Genomic DNA, 16,676 nt, shown 5'->3' with positions numbered 1-16,676 from the left:
TTAGACGTAATTAATACTGATGTTTTATAGCCTTGTAAATGACTAGGGTTAGAGTATTCTCCAGTGAACGGATAGAACTATGAAAACAAACGATATCATCAGAGTCTTTGTGGGCTGTGACCCAAATAACTGTGATCTAGAACAGATGATGGTTCTAGATTATAGTATCCATAAACATACCAGTGTGCCAGTGGAAATAGTGTGGATGCAGCTCTCACGTGACCCTGATAGTTATTGGTATTCTAACCCTGAGACTGGTAAAGGCTGGGATACCACCAAGTGGTCAACGCCTTTTTCAGGTTTTAGATGGGCGATTCCAGCGTATTGCAATTATTCTGGACGTGCGATCTATATGGATGCTGATGTCGTTGTTTTAGATGATTTGGCAAAATTATGGCAGCATCCTATCGAAGGACAGGCCATAGTAGCGGCTAAAACGAATGCTGATATGACTCGGTTATGTACTTGCGTGTGGGATTGTGAAGCTGCAAAGTCTGTCATTTTACCTATCGAAAAACTCAAACAAGATCCTAAAAGTCATAAAGAAATGATGGCGGTATTTAAGAAAAATACTCAGCTGATTGAGTCTTATCAAAATAGCTATAACTGTATAGATGGTGAAGACTTAGCGATAGAGGACATCAAGGTCTTACATTACTCGGATATGGGAACGCAGTTCAGTCACAAATATTCGTTACCCAGAGTGAGCGAGGAAGGGTTCGAGCATTGGTTCGATGGTGAAATAATGCCACATCCAAGACAAGATTTGGTCGACCTTTTTGATAAGTATTATCATGAAGCGCTTGCCGCTGGATATCATTTAGACAGTTATCGAGTTGAACCTTTCGGTAGTTTTCCAAAAAAATCTCAACAAGGCTACAGTGGTAATAAAGTCACTCGCCCGAGTGCTTCCAAATCACTGTTTTCGAGACTCTTTAAGCGCTGATTTTTCGATCAAATAACTGTAAGTTTCTTTAAGTGGATAAAGATATCACTCGATAGGTCGTAGTTTATGAAACAGCACAAAAAAATAGTGTTACTTGTTATTAATTGCTTACAAGGCGGCGGTGCGGAACGTGTGGTATTAACGTTAGGTCAAGGGTTTTATGAATTGGGCTACGAAGTACATGTTCTACGATTTAAACCCTTGGTAGAGTATGAGTTGAGCCCAGACCTTCATTATCATGTGCTCAAATTTAAACCTTACAAGCTCATACCAGGATCTGAAAGGCGTGATAAGCTTTTTGCGCGTTCTGTCGATAAGTATGTTTCACAAAATATCGGTCAGCCTGACATGATACTTTCTAATCTTGATCGTGCGGATAGTATCTTGAGTAATAGTAAGCTACCGAATATCACTTATATTATTCATAACACCGTATCGCTGCTCTACAAATTCAATAAAAATCAAGATGCTGAGCAATTAAAAAGAAAAATGGTCGAGATTTATTCTAAACATCCTTGTGTATGTGTGAGTGAGGGTGCTGAAAAGGATTTTATCAAAAGCTTTGGCAATATCACACCAACGGCGGCCATCCACAATCCAATTGATAGAGACAATATCCAAAAACAGGCCAATGCTTTTGTTCCTGAATATCAGAACTATATAATTCATGTGGGAAGCTTCAAAGATGCGAAGCGTCATGATGTATTGGTAAAAGCCTACGCAAAAACTGATCAATCTATGCCATTGTTGCTCTTAGGCCAAGGCAAGCATAAAAATGAGATAGAGAATTTAGTCACAGCGTTGAAACTAGAAAATAAGGTGGTGTTTTTAGGCTTTCACGAAAATCCTTTTCCTTATATCAAACATGCACAATTTAAGGTACTGACTTCTGACTGGGAAGGTTTTGCTTTAGTCATTGCTGAAGCTTTAGTGCTAGGTACGCCAGTTATAAGCACCAACTGTCCGTCAGGCCCGAGTGAGCTGCTACCTGAAAGCAACTTGATGCCGATGGGAGATGTTGAAGCCATTGCTGAAAAAATGCGTCAGGCAATGAGCAATCCACAACAGTTCCATACCCCGTTTGATGAGTCACTGCTTCCAGTTAAAATAGCTGAGAAATATCTAAAATTCTCTCAAAGACTAGATGTCATAAAGTGATACTGTCAAATCCTCTTTATACTCAAAACACTCACTTTTAAGAAAGTTTAAAATGACTAATAATGCCACGAGCATAATCAATAATTTACCTAGAGAAAATAAGAAAAAAATACTTTTAGTCATCAACTGCCTACAAGGTGGTGGCGCTGAGCGTGTTGTACTTACATTAGGGCAGGGCTTTTATGAGTTGGGATATGAAGTACATGTTTTAAGATTCAAGCCTCGGGTAGAGTATGACCTTAATCCGAACCTTATTTATCATGTTCTAAAATTCAGGCTTTATAAAAAGATACCAGGAGCACAGCGTCGAGATAAGTTTTTTGCTCGTACTGTAGATCGCTATATCACAAAAAAAATTGGTCAGCCTGATGTGATTTTATCCAATCTTGATCGCTCAGACAGCATTTTTAGTTATAGTCGTTTGCCCAATATTGTATATGTGATTCATAATACTTTATCTTTATTGTATAAGTTTCAACAGGCTGATATCGGTCATCAGAAAAAAGAAAACTTTACTAAGATTTACTCAAAAAATCCTTGTGCCTGCGTAAGCAATGGCGTTCAGAAAGATTTTTTAGAAAATTTTGGTGATATTACACCAACGATAGCCATTCACAATCCAATAGATAGAGACTGTATTCGAAAACTAGGTGACGCGTTCGTTCCTGAGTATGAGAATTATATTATTCATGTGGGTAGCTTTAAAGAAGCAAAACGTCATGATGTACTCTTGAGAGCTTATGCTAAGACAGATCAGTCTCTACCTTTATTGCTTTTAGGCAAAGGTAAACTTAAGAATGATATAGAGCAACTGGTAGTTGAACTCAACTTAGAGGATAAGGTGGTTTTTTTAGGTTTCCATGAAAACCCTTTCCCTTATATAAAACATGCAAGATTTAAAGTACTAACTTCTGATTGGGAAGGTTTTGCTTTGGTAATTGCAGAGTCTCAAGTGTTAGGCACACCAGTTATTAGTACTGACTGTCCCTCAGGTCCAAGTGAATTATTGCCTCAAAACAACTTAATGCCAATGAGAGATATAGATGCGATTGCTGCTAAATTAAGCTTAGCAATGAAAAATTCAGAGCAATTTCATTCTGAATTTAATGAGGCATTGCTACCTATCACGATAGCCAAAAAATATATTGAGTTCGCTTCTAATTGTGAGAATATAGGTGAGAAATCTTAATCCAACCACCATTTAGACCAATCATCTCTGTGTAATTGCCGTAGCGTGGCAAACGCACTTTGATTATTTTGTAGTTTTTCGAATACAGCCAATAGTATAGTTGTCGCTAATTTGTCGACTTTAAGGAATTTATTATAGCGTTTGCGCATATTTCTTAAGCTATCGTCTGTACCTATACGAAAATAGGTAAGCCCGTCATATAAGGGTAAATCCCCAGCATAAAGTTGATCAGTTTTTTCATCCAGTAGTGGCATGGGTTCAGCGTTAGCACTTAACTGTAAAAAACTTCTGGTTTCATGCACTCTCAAGGTATTCATTAGAGTAATGACGTTCATCAGGATTGCAGCTCTATGAGTGTCATCTGAATAGTCGATGAAAGTATCGCAAGCAGAAACTATCCAACGTAATGAGAGATGCTCTAATAAATAATCGCTTTCTGCCTTCCAAAGTCTTTCAAATTCAGCAAAGGTTTTATCTGTTTTGTATTTGCGACGCATCAATATAACAAGCGTATTGTGATAAAAACAGAGCTCAGACTCACCCAACGATTGATGCTTTAGGTTGTTTAAATGGATCTCTAAGTCTGTACTTTTACGCTCATCTGTTAGCGCTTCAATATCGCACAATGCTTCAGTAATGGTTGTTGCTTTCATCTCATCAAAGCTTTTGCCATCATAATTTTTAAAAACTTTACCCGCATTCAATCTTTTTTCACTTCGAAATATTAATAGCAGTTTTCTTTGCCAGTTTGTAGATGTGGTCATGTCACTAAAATCCTTTAAAAAGGTATGATGCGATTAGAGCTTAAATGTCCGAAATATAGATGCTTATATTGCTTCTGAAAGATACCCAATCATACTGAATAATATTGTTTATACCAAGTGACAAACTTTTCAATCCCATCCTCGATGCTAGTCTCAGGTTTAAAATCAATATCATCTACCAAGTCGTCTATATCTGCGTAAGTGATCGGTACATCGCCTGCTTGCATAGGTAACAAGTTCTCTTGAGCTTTTTTGCCACAAGCGCTTTCAATAGCAGTGATAAAACGGCGTAAAGTTACAGGTTGATTATTGCCAATATTATAAATCTTATAAGGGGCTGATGTTGTAGTGATAGTGGAATGTTGGGGAGAGGGAACTTTGTCTATTATTCGAATGACACCTTTTACGATGTCATCAATATAAGTGAAATCACGCTGCATATCGCCATTGTTGAAGACGTCAATTGGGTCGCCAGCCAGTATTCTTTTAGTAAAAGAGAAATATGCCATATCAGGTCGACCGTAAGGGCCATAAACCGTAAAGAACCGTAGTCCTGTCGTTGGAATGTTATATAGGTGACTATAGCTGTGTGCCATGAGCTCATTTGATTTTTTTGTGGCAGCATACAAGCTAATAGGGAAATCAACACAGTCAGAAGTTGTAAATGGCTGCTTGATGTTCATACCATAGACAGAGCTAGAGCTTGCATAGATCAGATGCTTGATAGCATGGTGACGACAGCCTTCGAGGATGTTCACAAACCCAACCACATTTGAATCAACATAGGCGTGTGGGTTTTCTATAGAGTAGCGGACACCTGCTTGTGCACCCAAATTAATAACCGTATCAAATTGGTAGGTGGAAAAAAGTCCAGATATGGCTTCGCGATCAGCAAGATCCAATTTAATGAATGTAAAATTTTCTGGCTCTGATAAGTCACTTAATATTTTTAGACGTTCTGCTTTTAGATTGACGTCATAATAATCGTTGATGTTATCGATACCAACGATGAAATGGTTTTGATCAGTCGACTCTATTTTTAAGAGCGCCTTGATTAAGTGAAAACCGATAAAACCTGCCGCACCAGTGACTAATATATTCATCAGTCGCTCCCGAATAAGTCTCTTGTGAATACTTTATCCGCTACATCTTCTATGTCAGTAGATAGGCGGTTTGCTACAATGACGTCACTCATTGATTTGAATGCTTCTAAATCTTGAATAACTCGCGAGTTAAAGAAGTTATTTTCTTTCAATACAGGTTCGTAAACAACGACCTCGATACCCTTTGCTTTAATACGTTTCATGATGCCTTGAATAGCGGAGGCTCTAAAATTGTCTGAGCCACTTTTCATAACCAGTCGATGAATACCCACAATTCTGGGCTTTCTTTCGATGATTTTATCCGCAATGAAGTCTTTACGGGTACTATTTGAATCAACGATGGCTCTAATAAGATTGCTCGGCACTTCATCATAATTTGCCAATAGCTGTTTGGTGTCTTTGGGCAGGCAGTAGCCACCATAGCCAAATGATGGGTTATTATAGTGGTTGCCAATACGAGGATCTAAGCCAATGCCTTCTATAATCTGCTTGGTATCCAGTCCAAAGGTCTGGGCATAAGTATCTAGCTCATTAAAATAGGCAACACGCATCGCTAGATAGGTGTTAGAAAATAATTTAATGGCTTCAGCTTCAGTAGATTCTGTAAACAGCTGAGGGACTTCTTTTTTCAAGGCGCCTTCAAGAAGTAAGTTTGCAAATTGCTTGGCACGTTCAGATTGCTCACCAACGATGATTCTAGAAGGGTAAAGATTGTCATAGAGCGCTTTGCCTTCTCGCAAAAACTCAGGAGAAAAGACAATATTATCTGTTGAAAAACGTTCTTTAACTTCGTTGGTGTATCCAACAGGGACAGTGGATTTTATGATGATTAACGCGGTTTTATTGACACTAAGCACTTCCTCAATGACATTCTCTACACTTTTAGTATTAAAGTAATTGGTTTTTGAGTCGTAATCAGTAGGGGTGGCAACGATAATGAAATCAGCATCTTTATAAGCAGATTTAGCATCTAACGTAGCGGTAAAGTTAATATTTTTATTCAGTAAAAAATCTTCAATCTCTATGTCTTCAATAGGCGACTGCTTGGCATTAAGCAGCTCGACTCTTTCAGCGATGATATCAACAGCTACAACGTCATTGTGCTGAGCAAGCAACATAGCATTAGATAAACCGACATAGCCTGTACCTACCACTGTTATTTTCATAAAAATCCCAATATTATATTTTGTTTATTATTTTATCGACTGCTATCTAGCATTTATTAGTTAGCAGCTTGTAATAGTGATGGCGGCAGATACGCTGAAAATTTATGAATCATAGCATCGCTAATTCTTTTGCATGAGCCTGAATTGAGCAAGTCTAAGCTTTGTATGCAGCCATATTTAATTGATTCTTTATGCAAATCAGCTAAAAAACCTTCAACACTATTTTCATTTTTGAGGTAGTTAACGGATATCGGTGGTTTAAGAGAGGTTTCGTTCTTCTGAATTTTTAAATGATTCATTAGTGTAATAGGATTTATTTGAGCCACGTCTCTAAATTTATACCTAATCTGCTCGTTCAGCAACTGAGGGTTGTCTAGTAGATAGCTCTTTAAAATGTTCTTATCAACGACATGTGGATAATGGTGAACCTCAAAAAACTGATTCATCCCAAGCGCTTTAGCACTTAACATCTGAGCAACGGTATGTTTGGGTTGAACGGCTTTACCCGATAATTTTTGTAGAGATTTCCGATAGTTTAGCTTGGCTTGTAAAAGAGCACTTTTTCTCCAATGTCCATAAATAATAATATTGTCATTGTCTAAAAAGTCTTCCTGAATAGCAGGCTGATTAAAGAAAAAATCATCATTCATGTATATAAAGTAGTCAGATAGACCTGAGATATTCCATAGCATGGTTTCAATAGATCTGGTGTTGAAGGTCGGCAGAAATTGCTCGTATCCAGAAAATATTTCTTTATGATCGACAATACGTATTTTATCTTTAGCACAAATACCTTGATTGGAAAATTCAGAGATAAGTGCTGGCTGCTGTTGGTCTGTAACCACATAAATATAGCGACAAAAAGGAACGTATTTTAAGATAGAAGCAATGTTGTAATAAATCTCATCATTACTAGCGAATCGTGTTGAGCTGATGGCGTCAGAGGCAGCGCTCGTTGTTTTTTGATATTGTGCTCTTTTTTGTTTAAGCGCTGGATCATCACCATCTACCCAAGCAATGACAATATCTATTTGTTTTTCATTATTTGACTTCATGGTTTATCCTCTGTTCGAGCCTATCGCCAATAATCTTTTAGCCAAGGACTTGGCTTAACATGACGATACCATTTGCCGCCACTACCGTTGATGGCATCTGGTGGATTAATCTCACCATGAAAGATAACAATCTTTGCGTTATCAGGCAGAGTAGGTGTACGCACAAAGTTGAATGGAATGGGGGCAATGCACTGGTACTTGAAGCTGACACACCAGGTTTTATCCCAGTACTCTAAATGATGATGCTCACGCAAATAGTTGGATAGATAAGCTTGCTCGTGGCGCACTTGCTGCCTAATGGTGTCGAAGTTCCGCTCAAAGTTTGCAAGCAAATCAGGATAAGTGCCCATACCAATGTTAAAGCGATACACGGAGCTGTTACCAATCATTCGCCATGGCTTTTTCCAATCACGAATAATAACAACACTGTCTCTATGTGCAGCTTCATAAGTGAAAAAAGCATCGATATTATCGACAATCACGATATCGATGTCTAGAAATAGCGCAACCCCTTTAAGGTCATACAGCTCTGGTTTAAACGTTGTGAGTTTTTTCCAACCACGCTCAGGACCTGCTGGTAGGTCCATCTCTGGGATAGGGTGGCACGTAATAGCAGGATCAATGCCCGTACTATCATCGGTGAGACAGACCATTTGAAAATCTAAGGTAAGGTGGCGGCTGACCATATTATAAAGGCGATTGACGTATTCAGGACCGTATTTATCACCCCATTTCATACAGATGACATAACGCTGATCAGCAACTTTAAGCTTTGCTTTCGTGTGGTCTGTCGATGAGGTCTTCGTTACGTCAGTTGCCATAATGCACTCATATTGATTTCAATAAAAAATAGTTAATAAAATAAAAGGTATAAAAATAAAAGATTTAAAAGTTAGCTAATATTAGCACGACTACGATTCACCACCTCTCTAAACGCTTAACTGATTGTACGGTTATTACTCATTGCTATTGGATTTTACCGTATCACTAGCGTTATGATCGTGATGAATAGACTGCTTATTATTGCGAATGAATTTCGCCAAAGTTTCTTCATTGGCGTTATAAGGATTTCCCAATGAGGGAATGCGCTTGAAACGTCGATAGCCCCACATATAGTGACTACATTTGCTCTCAATCATCTGTTGCATGGCTTGGTTCAGCGCATGAGCAGCTGTTTCGGCATTGCGGTCGTAGAGTGCTGGGTCGTCAAGTTTATAACAATAGATATCAAACCCATGACCATCTTTACGGCGAATACAAGATATGCCGACTAGCGCACATTTGGTTTTGCTAGCGAGTTTTGAGGCCAGCGTACTGGTCAATGTTTCTACCCCAAAAAAGGGTACAACCACACCGCCCGATGGGTCAGGTACATGGTCAGGAAGCACAATACTAAAACCACCTTGCTTAAGCGTTTTAAAGACAGCTTTGACACCGCTACCATCAGTAGGAACTAACGTGGCATTGAGTCGTGAACGACCTTGTAAAACAAAGTCATTGGTAATATTACCCTTGACGGGCTTGTACATTATGGTCGGCGAACCAAACTGGTTGAGCCAAGCATTCATCATCTCCCATGTACCGAGATGTGGGACGATTGCAAGCATGCCGTTAGGACTGGCAAGTCCTTCTAATAAAATATCTTTATTATGGACATCACGAATTTGAGCGATACTCCATTCAGGAGACATCGCCCAGCTTTTGATCGACTCAATACTGGTTAAACACTGGTGATAGATGATTTCTTTGGTTAACGCTTGTTTTTGCGTAGTGGATAATTCAGGGGCAATCAGCGCCATGTTGGTACTGACAGTACGCATAATACTTAAGCTGGGTATCTTTATAATCACCCACGCAACAAAACGTGCCAGCATCTGCAATACAGACAATGGCACGATTCTAAAAATATGATACGGATTCATGACCATTCACACGGTGATGAATCACGTAACCAGTTAGATAGCAAAGAACTAAACATTATCTTAACTATTTACTGTGCAGGTTGATTGGTGTCAGCCTGTGCTTTTTCACGCACACGGATACCAAGTTCACGCAGTTGCTTGCCATCAACGCCAGCAGGTGCTTGAGTTAGTGGGCACTCAGCAGTTTTGGTTTTTGGGAAGGCAATCACGTCACGGATAGAGTCAGCGCCTACCATGAGCATAATCAAACGATCCAAGCCAAATGCTAAGCCACCATGCGGTGGTGCACCGAATTTCAATGCATCAAGTAAGAAGCCAAACTTGTCTTCAGCTTCTTGCTCGCCGATACCTAGAGCTTCAAGTACGGCTTGCTGCATATCGTAAGTATTGATACGTAAGCTACCACCGCCAACTTCTGTACCATTCAATACCATATCATAAGCGATAGAAAGGGCAGATTCTGGGTTGTTTTTCAACTCATCGACTGAGCCTTTAGGCTTGGTGAATGGATGATGCATTGATGTCCAACGACCATCGTCAGTCTCTTCAAACATTGGGAAGTCAGTGACCCAAAGTGGCGCCCACTGGCAGGTAGTCATCTCAAGGTCTAGACCAATTTTTTGACGTAGTGCACCAATTGCATCGTTCACGACACTGGCTTTGTCCGCACCAAAGAAGATGATATCACCATCTTCTGCAGCAGTACGCTCGATTAGGCTGACAAGCACATCATCAGTCATGTTTTTGATGATTGGAGACTGTAGGCCAGACTCTTTGTCCACACCGTTGTTGATGCTGCTAGCATCATTGACTTTAATATAAGCCAAACCACGTGCACCATAGATACCAACGAACTTGGTATAGGCATCGATTTGCTTACGGCTTAATGATGCGCCACCAGGGATACGTAGGGCAGCCACACGACCTTTAGGATCGTTAGCAGGACCTGCGAACACTTTGAAGTCGACATCTTTCATCAAATCTGCAACGTCAACCAGTTTTAGTGGAATACGTAGGTCAGGCTTGTCTGATGCATAGTCACGCATCGCTTCTGCGTAAGTCATGCGAGGGAATTGTTCAAACTCAACGTCCATCATGGTCTTAAACAAATGCTTGATAAGGCCTTCGTTGATGTTCATGATTTCTTCTTCATTTAAGAAAGAAGTCTCAATATCCACCTGAGTGAATTCAGGCTGACGATCAGCACGTAAATCTTCATCACGGAAGCATTTAGCGATTTGATAATAACGGTCAAAACCTGACACCATTAATAACTGTTTAAACAGCTGTGGTGACTGTGGCAATGCAAAAAAGTTACCTGGGCGAGTACGCGATGGTACTAGATAATCACGCGCACCTTCTGGCGTCGCACGAGTCAGAATAGGTGTCTCAACATCTAAGAAACCATGATCGTCTAAATAACGACGAATTGTTGAAGTCGCTTTGGCTCGGAACACCATACGTTCTTGCATTTGCGGACGGCGCATATCGAGATAGCGATACTTAAGACGCAAATCTTCTGATACGGTAGTCTTCTCATCGTTCAATGGGAATGGTGGTGTTTCAGATTTGGCCAGTACTTCAATCTCTTTGCCTAGTAGCTCGATTTGACCACTGGTCATAGTAGCGTTTTCAGTGCCTTCATAACGGCGACGTACACGACCAGTAATTTTTAGCACATATTCAGGACGTACCGCATCAGCAGTAGCAAAAGCTTCTGGGGTATCAGGATCGACGACTACCTGCAAGATACCAGCGCGGTCACGCATGTCTAAAAAAATCACGCCACCGTGATCGCGACGACGATGTACCCAGCCTACGACACTAATGGTTTGCTCAATTAAGCTTTCGGTTACAGCTCCGCAATATTCGTCTCGGTATTCGCTATGCGTCATAATATAGTTATCCAGTTGTCAGCCCAATTCGAAATACAATAATGCAGCCATTACTGCGCGATTCAAGCTATTCGCTAAAAAAACGCACAAACAACGCGATTAAGACAAATGGCCATCACGTCGACTGCAGAAAATTTAATGTAAACGCGTATTATGCCTAATCTGCCCTTGTTATACAACCAGCTGAGTCCAATCGAAGTATAGGAATGCCTAGGTATCAGATGTATTTGTGCCCAAACATTTGTATTGGGTTAAAAATTGTCATTTTGCTTGAAAACCTGAGTGACTGTGCCTATATCAAGCTCACTTATAAAATTCTATTGATCCTATTGCTATTGATCTTATTAAAGTTATCTTAATCATGTAAGGAATACTGTTCATGCTTTTTCATCCTGCCAAAAACCCTGTCGAATTGCGCGTCATTCATCTAAACAAAAACCAAGAGCAACGCCGTGAAGACTTAATTGAAGCCACGCAAGGTAAAGCGGCGCTCAAGCAGTTCAAAAAAACAATGGCCAAGAAAGCCAAGCAGGCACTAAAGGTAAAAACCAAAAATAAGAAAAAACATGCTGATGATAAAGCACAAGTTTTTGTCCTTGATTTTGATGGTGATATCAAAGCAACAGCGGTTAAGCATCTACGCGAAGAAATCAGCACGCTTATCAGCACGGCAAGCAAAGGTGATGAAGTCGTCGTGCGCCTTGAGTCGGGTGGTGGTGTGGTGCATGGTTATGGTTTGGCCGCAGCGCAATTGGTTCGCCTAAAAGATGCTGGTTTAAAGCTAACTGTCTGTGTTGATAAAGTCGCCGCGAGCGGTGGCTATATGATGGCTTGTGTGGCAGATAAGGTAGTGGCCGCACCATTTGCTATTATTGGCTCAATTGGCGTGGTCTCACAGTTGCCAAACTTTCATAAATGGCTAAAAAACCATGATGTAGATTATGAGATGTTTACCGCAGGTGATTACAAGCGCACAGTTACTGTGTTCGGTGAGAACGATGCTGAAGATCGTGCCAAATATCAAGAAGAACTAGAGCAGACGCATGAGTTATTCAAACACTTTGTCAATAACTATCGTCCAACACTCGATGTGGCAAAAGTGGCCACTGGAGAGCATTGGTATGGCGAAGATGCGCTAAAACTTAATTTGATTGATAGCTTGCAAACATCAGACAGCTATATCTTAGAGCGCATGGAAGATAGTGAAGTGTACGCACTACATTCACGTCAAAAACCAACACTCGCTGAAAAGCTAGGATTGGCGCAAGCAGCTGAGGCAACGTTGAGTATAGCAGTTGATAAACTGCCTGATGCACTCGCGCGTTTTGATTTAAATAATCGCTTAAATATTCTAAAATAATGTTAGATATCATTATGATAGTGAATCTCTAATATTTTAGAGTTCAAATGGTTCTTTATACATTGTTTGTATTTTGTAAAAGGTGTGGCCTAGCTGGTCGCGCCTTTTTGCTGTTTATTGATAATTGCTGTGATATAAATGTAGCATACAGAAAACAGTATACGTACGTGCACTATAGTCATTTCACTATAAAAGTATTACTGCATTAATCTCGCTTGAAGTATCACATATGCATCTTCACTCGGTTGCCTTGTACTACTTTCAAATTGAATCGACTATAAGGTTCTCATGGAGCTTTTTATCAACACTTGATTTAGACAATCAATAAAGAAAAGGAAGTCATTTATGTCTAACGATAATTTAATGTTTACCGCAACAGAACATGGTCAAGCCATGCATGCCAAAGTCAAAGCGTTCATTGAAACACACATTGAGCCAATCGAAGCGCAATTTTGGGAAGATTGTCATAAGAAAAACCCTGATGGTAATTGGGAAAACTGGGAGTGGCCTGAAGCCTACGAAAGCCTACGTAAACAGGCGCGTGAAGCTGGCTTGTGGAATTTATTCTTGCCTGATGACACATTAGGTGCAGGGCTTTCGGTAACTGATTACGCGCCTATCGCAGAGCTAACTGGTCGCAGTTTACTTGCGCCCCATGTATTCAACTGTAATGCACCTGACAGCGGTAATATGGAGCTATTATGGCGCTACGGCACCCAAGAGCAGCAAGACAAGTGGCTGACACCAATCTTAGAAGGTAAGACGCGCTCTGTGTTCTGCATGACTGAGCCTGATGTGGCATCAAGTGATGCAACCAATATGGAAGCAACCGCTGTAGTCGATGGCGATGAGATTGTCATAAACGGTAGCAAATGGTGGTCATCGGGTCTTGGCGATCCTGCGGTTGATATTCTAATTGTCATGGCATATACCGCTGATGAGAGCGCAGACCGTCATCATCAACATTCAATGGTGCTTGTACCAGTCAAAACGGCGGGTGTGAACATTAAACGTATGCTCAAAGTATTTGGTGATTATGACGCACCGCACGGACATGGCGAGATTAGCTTTGAAAATGTACGTGTGCCAGTCAGCCACTTTATTGGTGGACCAGGTAAAGGCTTTGAAATTGCGCAAGGTCGTTTAGGGCCAGGTCGTATTCATCATTGCATGCGTTGTATCGGTGCTGCTGAAAAGTCTCTAGAGTTAGCAGTTAAGCGCGGCATGTCACGTACTGCCTTTGGTAAGCCATTGCTACAATTAGGTGGTAACTTTGAGCGTATCGCTGAAGCCCGTATTAAGATTGATCAAGCTCGTTTGATGACCTTATATGCTGCACAGAAGATGGATGCGCATGGCACCAAAGCAGCATTGACTGAAATCTCTGCTATCAAAGTAGTGGCACCAACTGTATTGCAAGAAGTCGTCGATATGGCTATTCAGATTCATGGTGGTATGGGCGTCTGTCAAGACACGCTGCTACCAAATTTCTATGCGCAAGCACGTGTGCTACGTTTGGCAGACGGTCCTGATGAAGTACACAAAACCATGATTGCCAAACTAGAACTCAAACGTCAGGGCTTTAGCCGTTCGACTAAATCTGATAAAGCTTAAGCTTAATCTCAATCTCAATCTCAACAAACGGCGGTGTGAGTCAATCTTGATCTGCTCATGCAACCTTTATTAGAAACAAGCCAATCGTAATGCTAATTGAAAATTCACTATTAACGATTTAGTAGTGAATTTTTCATCACTACTGATGTTTTATCACTAGGGCGTATCCTCATTTCAAAAATGGTAATAAGCATAAGATAAATTGAATTGAGAACTAGCTCGCATATCTGTTATAAAAATAAAAGACCACATGATAAGGAATATCTCATGGCAACTGATAATAAAGTACTAGACCAAGGCGGCATGGTACGTGAAGGCGAAGAGCTCGATGCCCAAGCGGTTAGTGAGTGGCTTCGAAGCCAAGGTGTCGATGTAGTAGGCGAGCCTACCATCACTCAGTTCTCAGGTGGCGCATCAAACTGGACCTATCGTTTACAGTACGAAGGCAACGACAAAAACCAAGATTTGATACTGCGTCGTCCACCAAAAGGTACCAAAGCCAAATCTGCCCATGACATGGTGCGTGAGCATACCGTTCAAAAAGCCTTAAAAGAAGCCTATCCTTATGTACCAGAGATGATTGCTCTGTGTACCGATGAAGCCGTTATCGGTTCAGATTTTTACGTGATGGAGCGCATGGAAGGCATTATTCCTCGTGCAGAATTACCAGAGGGTATCGATCTAGATCCGGAGCAGACTCGTCTACTTTGTACCAATGTCCTAGATGCCTTGGTTGAACTACATCAAATAGATTATACCGAGCACCCTGATTTGGTGAATTTGGGTCGAGGCGATGGCTATTGCGCGCGTCAGGTGAGTGGTTGGGACAAGCGTTATGTCAAAGCAAAAACCCCCAATGTACCCAGCTTTGCGTTAGTCAGAGACTGGCTTGCCAAGCACACACCTGCTGATAGTAAAACCTGTATTATTCATAATGATTGGCGTTTTGATAATGTGATACTTGATGTGGCTGACCCCACCAAAGTCATCGGCGTTCTTGACTGGGAGATGGCAACGCTTGGTGATCCATTGATGGATTTGGGTAGTGCATTGGCTTATTGGATTGAAGAAGATGACAATGTCGTGATGCAGCAGTTCCGTCGTCAGCCCACCCATCTAGAAGGAATGATGACACGTGACGAAGTGGTTGCTTATTATCTCGAACAATCGGGTTTGGAAATAGACAACTGGACTTTCTATGAAGTATTCGGCTTGTTCCGCTTGTCAGGTATTATCCAACAGATTTATTATCGTTATTACCACAAGCAAACGACCAATTCTGCTTTCAAAAATGCGTGGCTTGCCATACACGTGATGCATGCTAAATGTCTTAAATTAATTGCGCAATACGAAGGTGAGGCGCTGTTTAATGAGTACGTCCAGCCAAATTTAGAAGACATCGGCGTAGATGCTGCTGCTATCGAGCAGTTACCAATTACTGTTCAACAAGTTGTCAAAAGTATTTTACCGAAAGGTTATTTTGCAAAAGCACCTCATTCTCCTGAAGCTTAAGCATTCAGAAAACCGTACTTTAGCAAATATGATAAAAGGTAATAATTTATGACAACCATACTTTTAGCACGTCATGGTCAAGCGTCTTTTGGGCAAGAGAACTATGATCAACTCTCAGAGCTGGGTGGTATTCAGGCGCAAATGTTAGGTCAGCATTATGCAGCCACACAGCGCCGTATCGATGCGATATTTACTGGCAGTTTGGTAAGGCAACAAGACTCTGCACGCCATTTTTTAGCACGCTATCAATTGTCTATCGCTGCTGATGAGAGCAATGGTATACCTGTGTTGCCTATCATGAATATAAATGAGCCTGATAGTCATATTCTGCCGCAATTTGATGAGTTTAATCACAAAGATGTATTTATTAAATCTGATCCTGACTTCATCAATAAAGGTGCAATTACGGCTGAGGTGGCTAAATCAGAGATGCCAGCCACGCGTTTGGCTGAGCTATTTGATCAGGCAATGCAGCGCTGGCATGGTGGCGACAATGATCAGGACTATATTGAAAGCTGGCCGCAGTTTAATGACCGTGCACAGCAAGCGCTTGAACAGGTACGCGCACAAGTAGCACGTTTAGGGTTAAGTCGTGACAGTACGGTGTTGGTATTCACCTCAGGTGGTGTGATTGCAGCTATCACTGCACAGCTGCTCAAGCAAGGCAGTCAGACGGCTTATCAATTGAATAAAAGCTTGGTCAATACTGGGGTAACCTCGGTCACATTCAAAGATCAAAGTACTCGCTTGATGTCACTCAATGAATATAGTCATTTATTCTCTGATGGTAATTCTTTTGTGACGTGGCGTTAAGCTAGCAACCAGTAAATAAAGTTAAAAGCAAGGTAAAGTGGTTGCTTAAGGTAGGTAGCCACCTTTTATTCGATTAAGATTAGCCGTCGTAATTGTTGAATACTATGAATTTATTTTGATCACTGACAAAATCAACCTATAAATTTGCGATATGATAGATTATTGTTTTGATCTCATGT

The 16,676-nt window shown here is 40.8% G+C and carries 14 protein-coding genes; 7 read left to right on the top strand and 7 right to left on the bottom strand.

Annotation, left to right across the window (positions count from 1 at the left end):
- Nucleotides 1-79: 79 nt before the first annotated feature.
- The 3 genes from AAEY75_RS01735 (at nucleotide 80) to AAEY75_RS01725 (ending at nucleotide 3,293) form a co-directional block, all read left to right on the top strand.
- Nucleotides 80-946: a glycosyltransferase gene (locus tag AAEY75_RS01735; RefSeq protein WP_352258050.1), complete on the top strand. Its 867-nt coding sequence runs from the start codon at nucleotides 80-82 to the stop codon at nucleotides 944-946.
- Nucleotides 947-1,012: 66 nt separating this feature from the next.
- Nucleotides 1,013-2,104 (top strand): glycosyltransferase, encoded by a 1,092-nt coding sequence (locus AAEY75_RS01730; RefSeq protein ID WP_197216106.1) that lies wholly within the window; start codon nucleotides 1,013-1,015, stop codon nucleotides 2,102-2,104.
- 52 nt (nucleotides 2,105-2,156) lie between these two features.
- Entirely contained in the window at nucleotides 2,157-3,293 is a 1,137-nt protein-coding gene (locus AAEY75_RS01725) for a glycosyltransferase (protein WP_352258048.1), read from the top strand.
- Here the strand turns inward: AAEY75_RS01725 and AAEY75_RS01720 are convergent.
- The 7 genes from AAEY75_RS01720 to aspS form a co-directional block, all read right to left on the bottom strand.
- Nucleotides 3,290-4,057: a hypothetical protein gene (locus AAEY75_RS01720; RefSeq protein ID WP_352258046.1), complete on the bottom strand. Its 768-nt coding sequence runs from the start codon at nucleotides 4,055-4,057 to the stop codon at nucleotides 3,290-3,292. The two genes, AAEY75_RS01725 and AAEY75_RS01720, sit on opposite strands and share 4 nt — an antisense overlap.
- 89 nt (nucleotides 4,058-4,146) lie before the next feature.
- Complete coding sequence (locus tag AAEY75_RS01715; protein ID WP_197216100.1) at nucleotides 4,147-5,160, bottom strand: NAD-dependent epimerase; 1,014 nt, start codon at nucleotides 5,158-5,160, stop codon at nucleotides 4,147-4,149.
- Nucleotides 5,160-6,326: a nucleotide sugar dehydrogenase gene (locus tag AAEY75_RS01710; RefSeq protein WP_352258044.1), complete on the bottom strand. Its 1,167-nt coding sequence runs from the start codon at nucleotides 6,324-6,326 to the stop codon at nucleotides 5,160-5,162. The genes AAEY75_RS01715 and AAEY75_RS01710 overlap by 1 nt, the downstream gene beginning before the upstream one ends.
- A 56-nt stretch (nucleotides 6,327-6,382) precedes the next feature.
- Nucleotides 6,383-7,381 (bottom strand): stealth family protein, encoded by a 999-nt coding sequence (locus AAEY75_RS01705; RefSeq protein ID WP_352258042.1) that lies wholly within the window; start codon nucleotides 7,379-7,381, stop codon nucleotides 6,383-6,385.
- A gap of 20 nt (nucleotides 7,382-7,401) precedes the next feature.
- Nucleotides 7,402-8,118 (bottom strand): glycosyltransferase, encoded by a 717-nt coding sequence (locus AAEY75_RS01700; RefSeq protein ID WP_406947663.1) that lies wholly within the window; start codon nucleotides 8,116-8,118, stop codon nucleotides 7,402-7,404.
- Nucleotides 8,119-8,337: 219 nt separating this feature from the next.
- Complete coding sequence (locus AAEY75_RS01695; protein ID WP_352258040.1) at nucleotides 8,338-9,303, bottom strand: lysophospholipid acyltransferase family protein; 966 nt, start codon at nucleotides 9,301-9,303, stop codon at nucleotides 8,338-8,340.
- Between the two features lie 68 nt (nucleotides 9,304-9,371).
- Nucleotides 9,372-11,198 carry an aspartate--tRNA ligase gene (aspS, locus tag AAEY75_RS01690; protein ID WP_110922909.1) on the bottom strand — a complete coding sequence of 609 codons (1,827 nt, stop codon included), beginning with the start codon at nucleotides 11,196-11,198 and terminating at the stop codon, nucleotides 9,372-9,374.
- Nucleotides 11,199-11,577: 379 nt separating this feature from the next.
- Here aspS and sohB point away from each other — a divergent pair, with 379 nt between their 5' ends.
- The 4 genes from sohB to AAEY75_RS01670 all read left to right on the top strand — a co-directional run bounded on the left by sohB (nucleotide 11,578) and on the right by AAEY75_RS01670 (nucleotide 16,497).
- Nucleotides 11,578-12,558 (top strand): protease SohB, encoded by a 981-nt coding sequence (gene sohB / locus AAEY75_RS01685; protein ID WP_352258038.1) that lies wholly within the window; start codon nucleotides 11,578-11,580, stop codon nucleotides 12,556-12,558.
- A gap of 363 nt (nucleotides 12,559-12,921) precedes the next feature.
- Complete coding sequence (locus AAEY75_RS01680) at nucleotides 12,922-14,172, top strand: acyl-CoA dehydrogenase family protein (RefSeq protein WP_227686654.1); 1,251 nt, start codon at nucleotides 12,922-12,924, stop codon at nucleotides 14,170-14,172.
- A gap of 267 nt (nucleotides 14,173-14,439) precedes the next feature.
- The gene (locus AAEY75_RS01675) at nucleotides 14,440-15,684 is read left to right on the top strand and encodes a phosphotransferase family protein (RefSeq protein ID WP_352258036.1); all 1,245 of its coding nucleotides are present in this window, start codon (nucleotides 14,440-14,442) and stop codon (nucleotides 15,682-15,684) included.
- Between the two features lie 48 nt (nucleotides 15,685-15,732).
- On the top strand, nucleotides 15,733-16,497 hold the full coding sequence (locus AAEY75_RS01670; RefSeq protein WP_352258034.1) for a histidine phosphatase family protein: 765 nt from the start codon (nucleotides 15,733-15,735) through the stop codon (nucleotides 16,495-16,497).
- Nucleotides 16,498-16,676 lie beyond the last annotated feature (179 nt).

Origin of the sequence: Psychrobacter sp. TB55-MNA-CIBAN-0194 (assembly GCF_040309505.1) — a bacterium.
Lineage (GTDB): Bacteria > Pseudomonadota > Gammaproteobacteria > Pseudomonadales > Moraxellaceae > Psychrobacter > Psychrobacter fozii.
This window is presented reverse-complemented; position numbering and strand designations above follow the sequence as displayed.